This is a genomic window from Massilia sp. AB1, from assembly GCF_018119385.1.
Classification (GTDB): Bacteria; Pseudomonadota; Gammaproteobacteria; order Burkholderiales; family Burkholderiaceae_D; genus Telluria.
This window is the reverse complement of sequence record NZ_JAGKSG010000016.1, coordinates 50051-67765: the sequence shown is the minus strand read 5'-3', so window position 1 is coordinate 67765 and position 17715 is coordinate 50051. Positions and strand designations below refer to the sequence as shown.

General features: G+C 66.5%; 15 protein-coding genes. 9 read left to right on the top strand and 6 right to left on the bottom strand.

All coding sequences use genetic code 11. The annotated features are described in order from the left end of the window. Window positions 1-29: 29 nt before the first annotated feature. From J8847_RS11625 to J8847_RS11585, 9 genes are read left to right on the top strand one after another with little or no spacing between them, the layout of a single operon-like run. Window positions 30-1667 (top strand): TldD/PmbA family protein, encoded by a 1638-nt coding sequence (locus J8847_RS11625; protein ID WP_211524865.1) that lies wholly within the window; start codon window positions 30-32, stop codon window positions 1665-1667. A 10-nt stretch (window positions 1668-1677) separates the two neighbouring features. After that, the gene (locus J8847_RS11620; RefSeq protein WP_211524864.1) at window positions 1678-3015 is read left to right on the top strand and encodes a TldD/PmbA family protein; all 1338 of its coding nucleotides are present in this window, start codon (window positions 1678-1680) and stop codon (window positions 3013-3015) included. Between the two features lie 3 nt (window positions 3016-3018). Beyond that, window positions 3019-3639 carry a DUF4159 domain-containing protein gene (locus tag J8847_RS11615; RefSeq protein ID WP_211524863.1) on the top strand — a complete coding sequence of 207 codons (621 nt, stop codon included), beginning with the start codon at window positions 3019-3021 and terminating at the stop codon, window positions 3637-3639. A 3-nt stretch (window positions 3640-3642) separates the two neighbouring features. After that, on the top strand, window positions 3643-4647 hold the full coding sequence (locus tag J8847_RS11610) for a MoxR family ATPase (protein WP_211524862.1): 1005 nt from the start codon (window positions 3643-3645) through the stop codon (window positions 4645-4647). Window position 4648: 1 nt separating this feature from the next. Further along, on the top strand, window positions 4649-5539 hold the full coding sequence (locus tag J8847_RS11605; RefSeq protein ID WP_211524861.1) for a DUF58 domain-containing protein: 891 nt from the start codon (window positions 4649-4651) through the stop codon (window positions 5537-5539). Then, window positions 5536-6519: a BatA domain-containing protein gene (locus tag J8847_RS11600; RefSeq protein WP_211524860.1), complete on the top strand. Its 984-nt coding sequence runs from the start codon at window positions 5536-5538 to the stop codon at window positions 6517-6519. The genes J8847_RS11605 and J8847_RS11600 overlap by 4 nt, the downstream gene beginning before the upstream one ends. After that, on the top strand, window positions 6503-8494 hold the full coding sequence (locus J8847_RS11595; protein ID WP_211524859.1) for a DUF4175 family protein: 1992 nt from the start codon (window positions 6503-6505) through the stop codon (window positions 8492-8494). Before J8847_RS11600 ends, J8847_RS11595 begins: the two co-directional genes overlap by 17 nt. After that, window positions 8491-10026, top strand: a complete 1536-nt coding sequence (locus tag J8847_RS11590; protein ID WP_211524858.1) for a hypothetical protein — start codon at window positions 8491-8493, stop codon at window positions 10024-10026. The genes J8847_RS11595 and J8847_RS11590 overlap by 4 nt, the downstream gene beginning before the upstream one ends. 14 nt (window positions 10027-10040) lie before the next feature. After that, window positions 10041-10370, top strand: a complete 330-nt coding sequence (locus tag J8847_RS11585) for a TfoX/Sxy family protein (protein WP_211524857.1) — start codon at window positions 10041-10043, stop codon at window positions 10368-10370. 12 nt (window positions 10371-10382) lie between these two features. On the opposite strand, the gene J8847_RS11580 is transcribed toward J8847_RS11585, so the two are convergent. The 6 genes from J8847_RS11580 to J8847_RS11555 all read right to left on the bottom strand — a co-directional run bounded on the left by J8847_RS11580 (window position 10383) and on the right by J8847_RS11555 (window position 17432). Continuing rightward, a complete protein-coding gene (locus J8847_RS11580; RefSeq protein WP_211524856.1) occupies window positions 10383-11372 on the bottom strand; it encodes a hypothetical protein in 990 nt (329 codons plus the stop codon). Window positions 11373-11435: 63 nt separating this feature from the next. Further along, the gene (locus J8847_RS11575; protein WP_211524855.1) at window positions 11436-12296 is read right to left on the bottom strand and encodes a class I SAM-dependent methyltransferase; all 861 of its coding nucleotides are present in this window, start codon (window positions 12294-12296) and stop codon (window positions 11436-11438) included. Beyond that, complete coding sequence (locus tag J8847_RS11570) at window positions 12293-13717, bottom strand: FAD-binding oxidoreductase (protein ID WP_211524854.1); 1425 nt, start codon at window positions 13715-13717, stop codon at window positions 12293-12295. Before J8847_RS11570 ends, J8847_RS11575 begins: the two co-directional genes overlap by 4 nt. A gap of 128 nt (window positions 13718-13845) precedes the next feature. Further along, complete coding sequence (locus J8847_RS11565; protein WP_211524853.1) at window positions 13846-14241, bottom strand: GFA family protein; 396 nt, start codon at window positions 14239-14241, stop codon at window positions 13846-13848. 17 nt (window positions 14242-14258) lie between these two features. Beyond that, entirely contained in the window at window positions 14259-14819 is a 561-nt protein-coding gene (locus J8847_RS11560; RefSeq protein ID WP_229429484.1) for a hypothetical protein, read from the bottom strand. A 192-nt stretch (window positions 14820-15011) separates the two neighbouring features. After that, entirely contained in the window at window positions 15012-17432 is a 2421-nt protein-coding gene (locus tag J8847_RS11555; RefSeq protein ID WP_211524852.1) for a TonB-dependent siderophore receptor, read from the bottom strand. Between the last annotated feature and the right edge of the window lie 283 nt (window positions 17433-17715).

Here is a 17715-nt window from a genome sequence, read left to right as displayed (position 1 = left end):
TGACGTGCATAAGCAAACGGAAGAATTGAATGGAACGTCGTACCTTCCTCAAAGTCGGCGCCGGCACTGCAGGCGCCATGCTCGTCCCCGTCTTCGGCAACGCCATCGCCGCCGACGAGCTCCTGAACCCGATGGCCGCCGCGGCGAAGAAGGCCCTGGCCGACGTCGCCCTGAACGCCGCCACCAAGGCCGGCGCTTCCTACTGCGACGTGCGCATCGGCCGCTACCTGAACCAATTCATCATCACGCGCGACCTGAACGTCGAGAACATCAGCAACACCGAGTCCAGCGGCGTCGGCGTGCGCGTGGTCGCCAACGGCGCCTACGGTTTTGCCTCGACCAACAACATGACCCCGGACGGCGTGGCCGAGGCCGCGCGCCAGGCGGTCGCCATCGCCAAGGCCAACGCCAAGCTGCAGACCGAGCCGGTGCGCCTGGCCCCGGTCAAGGGCGTCGGCGAAGTGGCCTGGGCCACGCCGGTCAAGAAGGACTGGCGCCTGGTCCCGGTCAAGGAAAAGGCCGAGATGCTAATCGCCGCTAACAAGGCCGGCATGGACGCGGGCGCGAGCTTCATGACCGCGTCGCTGTTCCAGATCAACCAGCAGAAGTACTTCGCCTCCACCGACGGCTCCTACATCGACCAGGACATCCACCGCCTGTGGGCTCCGATCACCGCCACCGCGGTCGACAAGGCCAGCGGCAAGTTCCGCTCGCGCGCCGGCCTCGGCGCGCCGGTGTCGATGGGCTACGAGTACTTCGACGCCCGCCCCGAGCACAAGGTGCAGGCCGCCGGCGGCGTGACCACGCTCTACACCGGTTCCTACGACATCGTCGAGGACGCACGCCTGTCCGGCAAGCAGGCGCGCGAGAAGCTCGGCGCCAAGTCGGTCGAGCCGGGCAAGTACGACCTGGTGCTGTCGCCCGAACACCTGTTCCTGACCATCCACGAAAACGTCGGCCATCCGACGGAACTGGACCGCGTGCTCGGCTACGAAGCCAACTACGCCGGCACCAGCTTCGCCACGCTGGACAAGTGGGAGACCAGGAAATTCAAGTACGGCCACGAGCGCGTCAACTTCGTCGCCGACAAGACCACCCCGGGCTCGCTCGGCTACGTGGCCTACGACGACGAAGGCGTCAAGACCAAGAAGTGGGACATCATCCGCAACGGCGTGCTGGTGAACTACCAGGCCACGCGCGACCAGGCCCACATCATCGGCGAGAAGGAATCGCACGGCTGCTCCTACGCGGACAGCTGGAGCACCATCCAGTTCCAGCGCATGCCGAACGTGTCGCTGGAACCGGGCAAGGCGCGCCTGACCCCGGACGAGATGATCAAGGACGTCAAGAAGGGCGTCTACATTCTCGGCCGCGGCTCCTACTCGATCGACCAGCAGCGCTACAACTTCCAGTTCGGCGGCACGCTGTTCTACGAAATCAAGAACGGCAAGATCACCGGCCCGCTGGAAGACGTGGCCTACCAGTCGAACACCCAGGAGTTCTGGAACGCCTGCAGCGCCATTTGCGACGAACGCGACTGGCGCATGGGCGGCTCGTTCTTCGACGGCAAAGGCCAGCCGAGCCAGGTCAGCGCCGTGTCGCACGGCTCGAGCACCACGCGCTTCAACGGCATCAATGTGATCAACACCGCACGCAAGATCGGATGAGGAGACCAGGATGAAATCCCTGAATCAAGAACAAGCAAAACGCATCGCCGACCGCGTGATCGGCTTCTCGAAGGCCGACGAATGCACGGTGTCGATCGAAGGCAACCGCACCGGCAACATCCGCTTCGCGCGCAACAGCGTGTCGACCGCGGGCCTCACCGAGGACATGGAGCTGGCCGTGCGCGTCGCCTTCGGCAAGCGCACCGGCACCGCCGTCATCAATGAATTCGACGACAAGTCGCTGGAAAAGGCCGTGCGCCGCGCCGAGGAACTGGCGCGCCTGGCGCCGGAGAATCCGGAGTTCGTGCCGGCCGTCGGCAAGCAGGAATACCGCGGCACCCAGACCTTCGTGCCTGCTACCTCCGCCATCGACCCGGACTACCGCGCCGAAGTCGCCGCCGCCAGCATCGGCCAGGCGCGCGCCAAGAAGCTGGTCACCGCCGGCTTCTTCACCGACAGCACCCGCTTCGCCTGCATCGCCAACTCGAACGGCGTGTTCGGTTTCCAGGAATTCACCGACCTGTCCTTCACCTGCACCGCGCGCACCGAAGACGGCCGCGGTTCGGGCTGGGTGACCCGCTCGGCCGTGGATGCACGCCGCTTCAACGCAAGCGAAGCGGCCAACGTGGCGATCGAGAAGGCGCTGCGCTCGGTCGACGCCAAGGCGCTGGAGCCGGGCCGCTACACCGTGATCCTGGAACCGGCCGCCACCTCCGAAATCCTGGGCAATATGTTCAGCTCCTTCGGCGCCCGCGCGGCCGACGAAGGCCGCAGCTTCCTGGCCAAGAAGGGCGGCGGCAACCGCCTGGGCGAGAAGCTGTTCGACCAGCAGGTCAACATCTGGGCCGACCCGTGGAACCCGGACGTGCCGGTGGCCCCGTGGGACAACCAGACCATGATCGCGCGCCAGCGCACGGACCTGATCAAGGACGGCCGCGTGGCCTCGCTCGGCTATTCGCCTTACTGGGCCAAGAAGACCGGCAAGCAGGCGACCGCCAGTCACGGCAACATGATCATGGCCGGCGGCACCAAGTCGCTGGAAGAGCTGATCGAAGGCACCAAGAAGGGCATCGTGGTCACCCGCACCTGGTACATCCGCATGGTGGACCCGCAGTCGCTGCTCATCACCGGCCTGACCCGCGACGGCACCTTCTACGTCGAGAACGGCAAGATCAAGCACCCGGTGAAGAACTTCCGCTTCAACGAGAGCCCGGTCACCATCCTCAACAACATCGAGGAACTGGGCAAGCCGCAGATCATCGGCGGCGACGAAGTGCCGTTCCAGATGGTGCTGCCGCCGATGAAGGTCCGCGACTTCAACTTCACCTCGCTGTCCGACGCAGTCTAATCAATGGCGTCTTACGATTTCTACTTCACGCGCCTGATGTATGAGTCGGGCGATTGGGACGTGGATATCCGCATGCCCAGTAACGTGCTGAACTCGCTCGTCGAGTACACCACCTTGCGGGTGGATCCGGTCGAGCGCATGGTGGCGCTCGCCGATCCGAAAATGCTGCAGGCGCCGTTCTGCTACCTGGCCGGCCACAAGCTGGTCCAGTTCACCCCTGCGGAGCGGCGCAATTTCGAGCGCTACGTGCGCGGCGGCGGCTTCGTCTTCGTCGACGACTGCAACCACGACATCGACGGGCTGTTCGCCAAGTCCTTCGAGGCCGAGATGGTCAAGATCTTCGGGGCGAGCGCGCTGAAGAAGATCCCGAATACGCACAAGCTGTATTCGTGCTTCTTCAAGTTCGACGGCCCGCCGACCACGGGCGGCGAGCTGAATGGCTGGGGCGACGACCTGGTGCACGAGTACCTGAAGGCCATCGAGTTCGGCGGCCGCATCCGGGTGCTGTACTCGAACAAGGACTATGGCTGCGAATGGGATTACGACTTCCGCAACAAGCGTTTCCTGGCGGTCGACAATACCCGTTTTGCGGTGAATATTATTCAATATGCGTTGGGAGCGTGAGCGGTGGCTGAACGTGATGCGGTAGCGTGGGATGAACGGGAAATCGCCGACCTGACGGCGAAGATAGGCGCGCTGCGCGCCAGCATGGCGCGCGTGATCATCGGCCAGAACGACGTGGTCGAGCTGCTGCTGACCTGCCTGCTGGCCGGCGGCCACGCGCTGGTGGAAGGCGTGCCGGGCCTGGGCAAGACCCTCCTGGTGAAGTCGCTCGCGCAGGCGACCGACATGGAATTCCGCCGCGTGCAGTTCACGCCGGACCTGATGCCCTCGGATATCGTGGGCACCGAGATCCTGGAAGAAGACACCAGCACGCGCCAGCGCGTGTTCCGCTTCCAGCAGGGGCCGGTGTTCACCCAGGTGCTGCTGGCGGACGAGATCAACCGCGCCCCGCCCAAGACCCAGTCGGCGCTGCTGGAAGCGATGCAGGAACGCGCCGTCACCTTCGCCGGCCAGACCCACAAGCTGCCGCGCCCCTTCTTCGTGCTGGCCACGCAGAACCCGATCGAACAGGCCGGCACCTATCCGCTGCCGGAAGCCCAGCTGGACCGCTTCCTGCTGCGCATCGACGTGGTCTACCCGACCGAGGACGAAGAAGTGCTGATGGTCTCGCGCACCACCCACGCGGGACTGGACGACGCCGAGCCGGCGATGGACGTGCAAACGCTGCTGCGCCTGCAGCAGCTGGTGCGCGACATCGAGATCGGCGACCACCTGCTGCGCTACGCCACCCGCCTGGTGCGCGCGACGCGCCCGAGCGAGACCACGGTCGCCGCGGTCAAGCAGCACATCGGCTGGGGCGCCGGTCCGCGCGCCGGCCAGGCGCTGGTGCTGGCCTCCAAGGCGCGCGCCCTGATGCAGGGCCGCCTGGCGGTCACGCGCGACGACATCCAGGCCATGCTGCTGCCTGTGCTGGCGCACCGCGTGCTGCGCAACTTCGAAGCCGAGGCCGACGGCATCGCCATCGCCGACATCCTCCAGTCCCTGCGCAACGAGATCAAGGTCGACTAAGTTGTCGCTGGCGAATACCGCGCTGATCGCGCACACGCAGAACCTCGACCTCGTGATCCGGCACGTGCTGGCCGGGCTCGGGCACGGCATTCATGCCGGCCGCGAGCGCGGTGCGGGTGTCGAGTTCTCGGAATACCGGGCCTACGCGCCTGGGGACGAGTGGCGGCGCGTCGACTGGAAACTGCTGGCGCGCGCCGACCGCTACTTCGTGCGCGAAGCGGAACGCGACAGCCATGTCGCCGTCTGGCTGGTGCTGGATGCGTCGGCCTCGATGGCGGAGCCCAGCCGCAGCGTGGAAAAACTCGACAAGCTGCATTACGCGCGCATGCTGCTCGGCTGCGTGGCCGCCATCGCCCAGCGCCAGGGCGACGCCTTCGGCCTGGTGGTGCTGGGCGAGGGCAGGGTGCAGTTCACCCCGGCCTCGCGCGGGCCGCGCCAGCTCCAGCGCGTGCTGGCCCAGCTGCAGCGCGTCGAACCCAGGGGCGAGCTGCCGGATGCCGACACCCTGCGCGCCAGCCTGCACTTCGCACGCGCGCCGAGCGCCATCTTTGCCGCCAGCGACCTGCTCGACTGGCCCTCGCCGCTCTCGCAGGCGCTGACCCGGCTGCGCCAGATGCGCCACGACGTGCGCGTGCTGTGCCTGCAGACCCAGGCCGAGACCGACGTCAGTTTTTCGCCGGCGCTGGCTTACCGCGACCCTGAACAGGACGCGGGCGTGTTCCGTTTCGGCGCCGACCTGAAGGACGGCTACCGCCGCAACCGCGAGGAACACTTCGCCGCGGTCACGGCCGCCTGCCGCAAGAACGACATGCCGTTGACCCAGGCTGCCATCGAGCAGGCGCCGGTCGAGGTATTGCGGCGCTGGCTGCGCCGGCCGGGAGGACGTCCATGAACGGCCTCTGGTGGCTGGGCCTCGCCACGCTCGCCTTGCCGATCTGGTGGCACCGCAAGAAGCGAGAGCAGCACAAGGCGGAGCCGCTGGCGACCGCACGCTTCCTGCCGCGCGCCGAGCCGCGCCAGACCCGCGTGTGGCGCTTCAGCGATCCGCTCCTGCTGCTGGTGCGCTGCCTGCTGCTGGCCGCCCTGGTGGCCTGGCTGGCCGACCCGGTGTTCCCATGGCGCGGCGACACCGTCGTCATCGCCGAAGGTACCGACCCGGCCTGGGCCGAGCGCCAGGCCGCGCAGGCGGGACTGGCCCAGGCCGAGCGCGTCGCCATGCCGGCGGCGCAAGCCATCGCCTGGGTCCGCACCCACGAGCGCGAATGGAAGCCGGACGCGCGCCTGCTGGTGCTGGGCGACATCCCGATGCCGGCCACGCTGCCGGCCTTCGGCCGCACCGTCGAGCTGCACACCTTGGCCAAACCGCCGGCAAAGACCGAACGCCACGTCTATATCGACAGCGAGCGCCTGCAGGAGTGGCGCCGCCTGTTCGCCGCGCTCGACGGCCCGGAACGGGTGATCGTCGATGCGGCGCCGGGCGCCAGGACCGAACTGATCGTCTGGGACCGGACCGGCGCGCCGCCGGCCGCGATGCGCGCGCCGCTCTGGTGGGTGCTCGACCCCGCCGCCTTCCCCGAAATGAGCAAGGCGCGTGAAGCCGGCGGCGTGCTGCACGCGGACAGCGCGCGCGGCCGCCTGTGGCTGTCGAAGTCCTGGCCGCCGCGCGATCCGGACGCCGCGCGGGCCCTGATCGAACACTGGCAGCAGGTGCACATCGGTCCGCGCCACTACACGATGCCGTCGCGCGTGTTCGCCGCCTCGAAGGATGCGCGTGCGCCCGAACCGAGCGGCGCCCTGCGCGACATGCTGCTGGCCGCCCTGGTGGCCCTGTTTGTACTGGAAAGGTTATTGACGCATGCAAGAAGGCGCTGAGATCGTCCGGCGCGTCTGGCGCGCCGCCCAGCTGCGCCGCCTGCCGCTGTGGGTGGGCGGAGCCTTGCCATGGCTGGCCGTGCCGTCCGGGCCGGGGCTGCTCGCCTGGGCCGGCTGGTGCGCCTGGGACTGGGCTAAGCTGCGCCGCCGCGTCAACCACGAATGGGACGCCTGGCTGGACGGCGCCGTGCCGGAGATGGAGGACAGCTCGGCATTGCTGGTCCATGCCGAGACTCCCGTCGCGCGCCTGCAGCGCCAGCGCCTGCTGGACCGCCTGGACGCGAGCGTCACCGCGCCCCAGCTGCGCGGCATCGCCAAGGGCCGCATTTCCGCCGGTATGCCCATCCTCCTGACCAGCGCCGTGCTGGCCGGGATGCTGTGGTTCGCCGGACAAGGCAAGCAGCCGGCCGCCGGCCAGCCGCTGCAGCCTGTGTCCGCCGCGCTGGCCGCGCCGCTGTCGCCGCTCACCGTGCGCCTGGCTCCGCCGGCCTACACGGGCGTGGCCGCCTCGGCATGGGCGCCGCGCGACTTGCAGGTCCCGGAGCAGACGCTGGTAGCCTGGTGCCTGAAGGATGGCGCCTCCAACACCGACAGCATCGAACTGGGTAATGGTCAGGTACTCAAGCCCGGCAAGGACTGCGTGCAATGGCTGGCCACCGAATCGGTGCTGTGGCGCTGGCGCGGCCAGCGCTATACGCTGCGCGTGATTCCGGACCAGCCGCCCGAGATCACGATCACGGCGCCCAGCCAGATGGTGGTCGAGCTGCCCGAGAACGCCGCCACGGCGGGAATGGGCGTCAAGATCCGCGACGACTATGTGATCAAGCGCGCGACCCTGCACATGACCCTGGCGCGCGGCAGCGGCGAGAACGTGCGCTTCACCGACCGTGAAATGCCGCTGCCGTCCTCCAGCGATCCGAAACAGCGCAACTGGTCCAAGCAATGGTCCCTGGCGGAGCTGGGCATGGAGCCGGGCGACGAGCTGTACTTCTTCGTGCGCGCCACGGACAACGCCTCGCGCCCGCACACCGTGCAATCGCCGACCTACACCCTGCGCCTGCCGGCGCCGCCGGGCGAAGCCGAGGAAGAGAGCGCGGCGATGCCGATGCTGGTCAAGCCGCAGAGCCTGCGCAGCCAGCGCCAGATCATCATCGACACCGAGCAGCTGGTGGCCGATATGCGCAGCACGAAGATGAGCGAAGAAGCCGTGCGCGACCGCAGCCAGAAGATCGCGGGCGACCAGGGCATGCTGCGCCGCCGCTACGGCCAGTTCCTGGGCGAGGAATCCTCGCTGTTCGCCGACGACGAGGGCGGCGAGGAGCACGGCGACCACGACGGTGAAGAGAAGCAGGACATCCTGCACCAGTTCGGCCACGCCCACGACGAATCCGAGAACGCCACCCTCTACGACGAGGAAACCAAGAAGGTCCTGCGCCGCGCCTTGTCCGCCATGTGGGACGCCGAAAAGGCCCTGCGCGCCATCGCGCCCAAGACCGCGCTGCCGCCAGAGCACAAGGCGCTGGAGGCGATCAAGGAGCTGCAGCAGGCCGAGCGCGTCTACCTGCACAAGACCGCCTTCACGCCGCCGCCGATCAAGGAAGAGAAGCGCATGACCGGCGACATGGATGGCACGGCCAGCTACCGCCGCGAGCAGGGCGGTCCGGACCAGCCGGTGCCGGACGAAGTGCGCGCCCTGGTGCAGTCTCTGTCGAACGACGGCCCCTTGCCGGCCTTGTGGACCCGCACCGCGCACGACTGGGTGCGCGCGCGCCTGATGGAGGACGAACAACGCCTGTCGGCCCAGCGCGCGATCCAGGACGTGGCCGACGGCTGCACGAGCTGCCGCCCGGTGCTGCGCGCCTGGCTGCGTGCCGGCGCGGGGCAGGGCCAGGTGCTGCTGCAGGCCCGTCCGAGCGTCGAGACGCCCTTCGTGCGCGGCTGGCGCGAGGGTATCCACGAAAGGAGCAAGCCATGAACAACCAGCCCCTGATCGCGGCCGTCGCCCTTGCCGGCGTGGCGAGCGCTGGTCTTTACCTGTGGCGCCGCAAGTGGCTGGATGCGGTGCTGGTGGCCATCGCCGCCGGCGCGCTGGGCCTGTTCGCCGCCGACCTGCGCGTTCCCGGCGAAGGCGGGCGCACCCTGGCGCTCGATCCGAAGGCGCTTCCGTCTTCGATGGAAGGCATCCGCGCGCTCACCCTCAAGGGCGACGGCCTGCGCGCCGCGCAGTGGAACGACCTGCCGGCGCGACCGCTCGCCTGGGACATGCCGCGCGGCGGCAGCCTGCGCCTGGACTTCCCGCGCGAAGTCGCCCTGGGACGCATGTTCACCCTCAGGGTCCAGCGCGAGGACAAGGGCGAGGCGCGCCTGGAACTGCTGGCCGAAAATGGCCAGGTGCTCGCGCAAGGCAAGGGCAACGGCGACCTGTCCGCCGAATGGCTGCCGCCGGTAGCCGAGCCGGTGGTGCTCAAGGCGCGCCTGCTCGATGCGAAGGATAAGCTCATCGCCGAGGGCCCGGTTCCCTTCATCGTGCACGATCCGGCCATCCTGCAGGTACAGGGCCGCTTCGGCGCGCCCTCGTTCGACCTGCGCGCGCTGAACGAGCTGCTGGTGGGCAGCGGCGCGCTGCTGGACTGGCAAGTCATGCTCAGCCGCGCCGTAACCCGCACCGAAACGCCGCGCGAGGAGATGGCGGCGCCGAACCTGATGGTGATCGACGCCGCCTGGTTCGAGCGCGCCGGCGCAGGGGAACGCGCGGCATTGCTGGCGAAAGTAGGCCAGGGCATGCCGCTGCTGGTCCTGGGTGGGAATGCGAATGATCCGGGCGTCTGGTTGCGCAGCTTGCAGCTGCCCTTGCAGGCGCAGCCGGCCGGGCGCAAGATCGGGGCGCCGCTCGAGCTGCCGGTGGCGCCGCTGGCGCCTGGCGCACGCGCGGCAGGACCATGGACCGGCTCGGACGGCGTCGTGTGGACGCGCGACTGGCAAAAGGGCCGCATCGCCTGGCTGGGCGTGACCGAGTGGCACCGCCATGCGATCGGCGAGCCGCGCGCGCTGGCGCTGTGGTGGCAGGGTGTGCTGGACAGCCTCGGCATCGCATTGAAGCAGCAGACCGAGTGGCTGGCTCCCGGCGAGATGCCGCTGCCTGGCCAGCGCCTGGAAGTGTGCGCGCGCGGCGTTAGCGGCGAAGTGGCCATCCCGGACCTGAAACAGACGCTGGCGTGGCAGCGCCGTGCCGACCGTGCGGATGCGTCCTGCGTGGCCGTGTGGCCGCAGAAGACTGGCTGGCTGCGGGTCGTGGACAAGAAGGCCGGCTCCCACGCGATCTACGTGTACGCGCCGGCCGACTGGCCGCAGTGGCAGGCGGCCCAGCGGCGCGACGCGACGCTGCGTTACGCGGCGCGCACGCCGGCTGCGGCGGGAGAGGGACCGACACGCGCGCTGCCGGCCTGGCCTTTCGCGCTGGTCTTCGTCCTGGCCATGCTGGCGCTGTGGTGGCGCGAGCGCCGTTAAGAGGAACAAATTCAATGGCAACCGAACGTCATTTCGTCGATTACGTCATCGAACAGGCCGGCCTGGGCGACCGGCTCACCTGCAAGAAGCTGTTCGGGGAGTTCGCGCTCTACCTGGACGGGAAGGTCGTGGCTTTCGCCTGCGATAACAGCCTGTTCATCAAGCCTTCCCAAGCCGTCGAGACGCTGGCGCCCAACCTGCCCAAGGGGCCGCCCTATCCGCAGGCGAAAGACTTCCCGATCGCCGACGAGCTGCTCGACGATCCTGACGCACTGCGGCGCCTGATCCTGGAAACGGCGGCGCTGATGCCGCCGCCGAAAGAGAAGAAACCGGTCAAGCGCTGAACAGGGAGCCTGCTACATGGCAGGCGGCTGGCCAGCCAGGTCCCCGGCGCGCGTCAAGGTTTGCCCGAGGGGGGAAAGCGGCCGATGTCGTATGCCCAGGTGATCCAGCTCCGCAATATAGGCCGCTTGATAGGCGCTGTGCAGGATGCTCCTGGAGACGATATATTTTTTATCGCCGGTCGATTTCCACCGATCGAAGAGCATCTCCGCACCGGACCACATGCGCTGGATATGAGCAAGAAGGAGCGGGCTGTTGCGGATGGCCTCCCAGGCGTCCGAATGCTCGATCCTGACCTTCTTGAGGTAAGCGAGCGTGTACAGCATGAATTCGGCTGTCCCGCCCAGATTGCCGTCGAATGCGTCGAACTGCACCGAGCGCTTATACAGGGGCGAACCGATGGCGTTCACTTCCGTCCTTGCTCCTTCAACGTAGGCATTGAACTCGTCCAGTAGCGCACGAAAATCGTTTGCCGGGTTCGTGCCGAGCCTCACAAAATAATTCTGGTATCGGCTAAGCGGAGACATTTTCAGCTCGTCGGGAACGTAGGACGCGGCAGTGGCGTAGGGAGGACTGCCGGTGGAGCGATATTCGGTATTCCAGCGGACGCCTTCGAAATAAAAGCTCGCACGCCCCCGATTGCAGTTGGTCAGCCTTGTGTTCAGCGTATGGCTGGTTTCGTGGACCGCCATCCCGACAGTATAGATGTCGATGGAACCGGTCATCCTGATCCACCATAAGAATTCCTCGGGCATCGTGTTGAAGAGGGCGTTTGCGGAATCGCCTCCTTCACGCACTGCCGCTTCGACCACGCCGACATAAGCAGGTTCTTTACTTGCCATGCTCGCGCCGATGATGATGTCCTTGCATTTGAGATCGCTATAGGCAGGCCTGACGCCCAAGGCCGGGATCTCTTGATGGACATCGCCGGCCCAGGATTGCAACGGAGCGAACATCGCCAGCGAAACAACGAGGTGTTTGAAATTCACGAGGAACGGCTTCATGCGTAGTTTCTACCACTATGGATCGGTCAAGAGCGCGAATTTAGCATTCTCGAGCGAGAAAAACTAAACATATCTCTCCTGCATAGCTGCCCGGGACGCCAGGGCGATGTACTCGCCTTCGATCGGCCGCTCCGCAGCACACGTGGTGTCCAGCAGGCTACTGCTGGCATCCAGGCGCTGGAGCGCGAAGCCAAGGCCGGACAGAAAGCCTGCCAGCTTCGGGCCCGCCATGCCCGAGAGGAAGGGTTCGCCCCGCCATCTCAGCCAGGCGTCGACCAGGCGGCCTTGCCGGCGGAATCCGGGGCGCCCGTCCGCAAGCGGCTCGAACCAGGTGAACGCCACCTGGCTGTGCGGCGCGGCCGCGGCCAGCTGCGCAAACAGCGCACGCACGGCCTCGAGCGGCATGTACATCAGCAGCCCTTCCGCAACGAACAAGGTGAAAGCGCCTTCGCGGAATCCTGGATGGGCTTTCAACAGGGGAGCAAGTTCCTGCTGCGCCAGGTCGGCCGCGACGAAACCGATGCCGCTGCCTCGGGCGGCCTTGCGCTTTGCCGGCTGCGTGGCAGGGTGATCGATTTCGATGCAGCACAGGTCCGGGCGCGCCGCCTTCAGCTCCATGCACAAGGTGTCGAACCCGGCGCAGAGGACGACCACTTGCGTACACCCCGCAGCCAGGGCGGCCTGCGCGTGCTGGCGCAGGATCTGTTTGCGCAGCGCATAGTGCAGGAAAACACCCGGGAGGGTTAGGCGCTCGAACAGCCTGCACAGGCGCCGAAACCATGGCCGGTGCAGCAGGCCGGACAGGCGCGGATGCGTGCGGCGCAGCAGGCGTTCGCCGAAGTGCTTCGCATCGGAAGGTGGTGTGGCCAGCTGAAGTCCCGCCGCGACAATCAGCGCCGTATTGCTTGGCTTCCCTGTCTTCATGCCGCCAGGTCCTCCGGTGCGCAGGCAAACAAGGCGGAATAATGCCGGTACCAGTTGCTCTGGAAGCGCTGATGCGGGTCGTAGCGCCGTTTCGCATCGAGAAACTGCGCGAACTGCGGATAGCAGGCGTGCACCTGGTCCGCCCTGGCGGCCCGCGAGTAGGTGAGGTAAAAGCTGCCGTCGCGTGCGATGGCCATGTCGATCAGCCGGCGGAAGGCGGCATGGGTCGCATCGACGCCGTCCGCGGTGTGCGGCGTGTGCAGGTTGAAGATGACGCAGGCGTAATCCTGGCGCGCCCACGGGAGGAAGCTCTCGGTGTCGCGCTCGATCAGGCGTATGGTCCCGTAAATGAGGTCGACGCCGTGCTGCCGGAAGTCGCGCGCGGCCTCGCGCATGAAGTCCACCAGGCGATCGCGAGGCACATAGATCTCGCCGATCATCTCGGAGCCGCAATGTCCCAGTCGCGCGTCGAGGTCGAGGTGGTAGCCGTCCAGATAGGTGCTTTGCTGCAGCCGGTCGCTGCGGTAAAGCTGGCCGTCCGTCGCCAGGTAGTGGCGCGCGTAGCACTCGAACGCCGTGCTCTTGTCGGTGTGCGCCAGCTGCAGCAGATGGCGCCAGTCCTGTTCCGACAGTTCCCTGTTCGCACTGTCGGGCGGCGTCGCTACACCGACCGGCACATAGCACGAGAACACGCCGCGCTGCATGAAGTCGCTGCTTTCCGGATCGATGGCGAACTGGAAGTCGCCGAATGCATGGCCGCCGGCGATGCGTTCCGCGAATGCCGGCATCAGCTCGTCCAGTTCCAGCAGCGTCACGTCGCGCCGCATTGTCTGGCTTGGCGCAAGACGAAGGGTCACGCTGGCGATGACGCCAAACAGGCCATAACCGCCGATCGCCAGGGCGAACAGTTCGCCATTGCTGGTGCGGCTGCAGTGCCGGACCTCGCCGTTCGCATCGACCAGGGTAAAGGCTTCCACGTCGTCGATGAAGGGACGCATGCGCAGGCCGCGTCCATGGATGTTGGCGGAAAGGCAGCCGCCCAGCGACAAGCGGTCCGCCCCGGTCTGCTTCTGGCGAATACTCCAGTGCCGCCCATGCGGCGCCGCTGCGCTGTCGAGATAGTCGATCAGTTCGGGCCACTCGATGCCGGCTTCCGCTTCGATCAGTCCGGCGGCGGCGTCGAAAGCCAGCACGCGGCGCATCTGCCGCATGTCGAGCTGCACGGCGTCGGCGGCGAATTGCTGGCCCCCCATGGCATGCCGCCCGCCGCAGATCGCCAGCGGCAGGCCCTGGCGCGCGGCATCTGCGACGAGGGTGCGGATCTCGGCCACGCTGCGAGGCTGGTGGATGTGCGCCACGCGGGTTGCGTTCAGCGCGGAGTGAATGTCGTTGACGAGTGAGGAGGATCGAAGTGAGCACATGGCATGTCTCCAGAGGTGGGAGTACAGCCATTATTGGCAGGCCCGCTGTCCTGCGTTAGCGCATTCTTGCGGGTAGCGTTCGATGCCACCGGAGGTATCGCCAACTGCCCTCGAATACCCGCCGTAGGTCAGCGAAAGTGCTCGGCATCCGGAGGCGGAACCACCCACCGGTGCATGCGCTCCTCATAGACGGAAACCGTCGGGGCAGGGAAGTCGGGATCGGCAAACGCGCCGACCGGAATCCCCACATAGCCATCCATTCCCCTGATGTCATAGTAGACGGTCGCGCCGCATTGCGGACAGAAGTGGAAGGTGGCGCCCGGGCCTTCGTCGCCAACGCGGGTGTAGGCCGTCGATTGGCCGCTGACGGTCAGGTGCTCACGCAGGAACCTGGCCTGCTGTCCGAAGACGCTGCCGGTGCGGCGCTGGCAAGCCAGGCAGTGACAGATCGAGATGCGAACAGGTTCGCCCGTGACGCGCGCCGAAAGCTGGCCGCAACTGCAAGCTGCAAGTCGAGTTTCCAATTGGTCCTCCGTGGTTCTCATATTGCCCGCAGCCGGCTGTCCCTGAATGTCAGCAGGGCCTTGGCGATGTACAGCACGATCAGCGCACCCGCCAGGTCGCCGACGCACATGACAAAGAAGCCCAGCAGCAGTTCGTCCTTATTCTGCAGGATGAACCAGATATGGTGAAGCGCGGGACTGGCGATCGCGCAGCCAAGGGCGCAGACCAGCAAGCGCGCTGGGGTCAGGTTCCGCAGCGAAGACTGGAGCCCGTATTCCCGCTGCGCGATCAGGTACACCAGATAGGGCCCGGCGGCGCCCGCGATCGTCCCGGCGAATGCGCGCGCGACGTCGCCAGGAAAGTAATACCAATAGCATGCAAACCAGCCGGTGATCAGCAAACCGACCGCCCCGGCCCAGCCGAACAGCAGGGTGCACAGCAGGCGGGTCCCGGCGGGAATATAAATCCAGCCGATGCCCTGCAAAAACTCCGCGCGGCGGAAGAACAATTCGTTCAGCACCATCACGGCGCCATGGAGGAAGATCGTCCCCACGATCATATAAAGACTGATGCGGAGCTGTGACATCGGCTGCTTCATTCCTGCCTCTGTTGCGTTGATGAGCTACCCGGCAGCTTCGGCCCCAGGACCTGGCTCTGCCGGCCTCAGTGTAGGGCCAGCTTGTTCTCACGGCAAGCCCTTGGCGGCACCGCCAGGCTGCGTGCGGTGCGATGAAAAAAGCCCGCGCTGCCGGCAGGCGGCAGCGCGGGCATCGCGGCTAAGCCGGTTCGATCAGAAGGTGTAGTCGGCCTTCACGTAGAACGAACGGCCGTTGATGCCGAACGGGCAGGTTTCCCAGCAGTGGGTGAAGCCCAGCTGCGGGAACGGCGCCGCCTTGACCGGATCCCACTTGGTCGGGTAGGTGTCGAACAGGTTGTTCACGCCGGCGCTCAGGCTCAGGTTCTTGTTGAACGCGTAGCGGCCGGTCAGGTCGACGATCCACTTCGCATCCCAGGTCTGGATGAAGCCCGGGGTGAAGCCCTGGCCCTGCACTTCGCCGAAGTAGTTGGCGCGTGCGGTCACGTTCCATGGGCCGGTGGTGTAGTCGGCCGCCAGCACGTGGTGCTTGCGCGGCTGGCCGCGCTCGATCAGGGTCACCTGGGTGTCGTCGAACAGCTGGGTGCCGCTCAGCACCGGCGACTGCGAGTGGCGGTCGTCCACTTCGGTCTTGTTGAAGCCGAGCTGGCCGGACAGCACCAGGGTCGAGCCCTGGAACTTGAGGGTCTGCTGGGCCACCAGGTCGAAGCCGGTGGTGGTGGTGTCGATCGCGTTGGTGAAGAACTGCGCCTGGCCCACGCGCAGCGGATCCAGGATCGCCTTGATCGGGCAGGCCGCAGCGGTCGCGCAGGCGCCTGTCTCCGGCGAGATGTTGCTGGAGAAGACGATGCGGTCGTCGATCTTGATGCGGTAGACGTCGGCGGTCACCGACAGGCCCTGGGCTGGGCGCAGGATCGCGCCGAAGCTCATGCTCTTCGAGGTCTCTTCCTTCAACGGCTCGATGCCGAAGGCGCGGGTGACGGCGCTGTTCTCGCGCGCGGTCAGGGTCTCGGTCAGCACGCCGGCGGCGTTCAGGTTGGTCGAGACCGAGCTGTAGAACTTCTGCTGCACGCCAGGCGCACGGAAGCCGGAGGACAGCGAACCGCGCAGGCCGAGGGTGCGGCTCGGATCCCAGCGTGCGCTCAGCTTGCCGGTGGTGGTGCTGCCGAAGTCCGAGTAGCGCTCGTGGCGCACGGCGGCGCCGGCCGAGAAGGTGTCGCCCCACTTGCGCTCCAGGTCGAGGTAGAGCGCGGTGTTGTGACGGCCGTCGTCCACGGCGGTGCCCGGGGTGTAGCCAGGGAAGCCCTGGATGCCCGAAGCGGCGATGCCGCCGTTCTGGTTGAGGATGGTGACGGCCGGGTTGTTGGTGCGGCCATACTGGTAGGAGACCGGGTCGCCCGCTTCGATCTCGTAGTTATCCTGGCGCCATTCGAAGCCGGTGCCCACGTACAGCGGGCCGCCCATGACGTCCACCGAACCCTTGAAGTCGAGGTTGAAGGTGGTCTGGTCGAACTTCAGGGTGCCGGTGTCGGCCTCGGTGGGCGAGGAACCGTTCTCGTAGTAATAGCTGACGTTGATCGAGTTCCGCTCGTGGAACTGGAGCTGGCTGCGGCCGTGGGTCAGGCTGATGTCGGCGCTCCAGTCGCCGGCCAGGTCGTGGCGGTAGCCGGCCGAGATCGAGGCGTCCTTGACGGTGGTGATGATGTTCGGCAGGAAGCCATTCGGGTAGACCGCCGGCACGTTGCGGTCGTCGCCCGCCGAGCGGTAGAAGCCCGAGGAATCGCCCTTGCGCTTGGAGGCGCCGCCGAAGGTGTAGAACTCGCCGCCGGCCACCGGCAGGGCGGCGTTCATCCACAGGTAGTAATCCTTGGCGTCCGAGTCGCCGATGCGCTGGGTCACGCGCGGCGGGTTCACGCGCAGGCTGTCCACGCCGGCGCGATTGGTTTCCTCGCGGTCGCGCGCTTCGGCCGACAGGTTCAGGTAGCCGCCGTCGGCGCCGAGCGCGAAGCCCTTGTGCGCGCTCAGCGAGATGGTGTCGCCGTCGCCCTCGTCGGTGGTGCCGGCGCTGGCGCTGATGGCGCCCTGGTTGCCCTTCTTGAGGATGATGTTGATCACGCCCGAGATCGCGTCCGAGCCGTACTGCGCGGCCGCGCCGTCGCGCAGCACTTCGATCGACTGGATCGCCGACAGCGGGATGGCGTTGATGTCGGTACCGGCCGAGCCGCGGCCGATGGTTTGCTGCACGTTCACCAGCGCCTGCTGGTGGCGGCGCTTGCCGTTGACGAGCACCAGCAGCTGGTCCGGCCCCAGGCCGCGCAGGGTCGCCGGACGGATGATGTCGGTGCCGTCGCTGATGAAAGTCGAGGTGAAGTTGAACGAAGGATCGAGGTCCTGCAGGATCTTGCCGAGTTCCAGCGAACCCGCCGACTGCAGATCCTTGGAATTGATCAGGCCCACCGGCACCGCCGTGTCGAGCGCGGTCTTGGCCTGGGTACGCGAACCCAGCACCACGACCTGGGCCACGTTTTCTTCGGTTTGCTGCGCAGCTACAGGTGCCAGTGCCGCCATGAGGGCGGACGCCAACAGGGCGCGTTGTGGCAGTTTCTTCTTCGTCATCCTCAATCCTTTTGCGTTGTGTTTTGTTTTCTCGTCCAGATTACTAAGACGCAATTTAATATTAACAACGAGTTATACGAAAGAAAGCTTTTGTTATCCAAAGTGGTAAGTACAAATGTCTCTTCCTTGCATAGATGTAGCGCAAAAGCCACGTATCGGGGGCCTTAGCGCTGATTTATGCCGTGGGAATGGAAGGAGGCCAACAAAAATTTCGTGGCGGTAAGGTGGGTAGGTGCACAAGGACTTGTTACGTTCGCTAACAACTCTCTCAATAGTGCGCGAA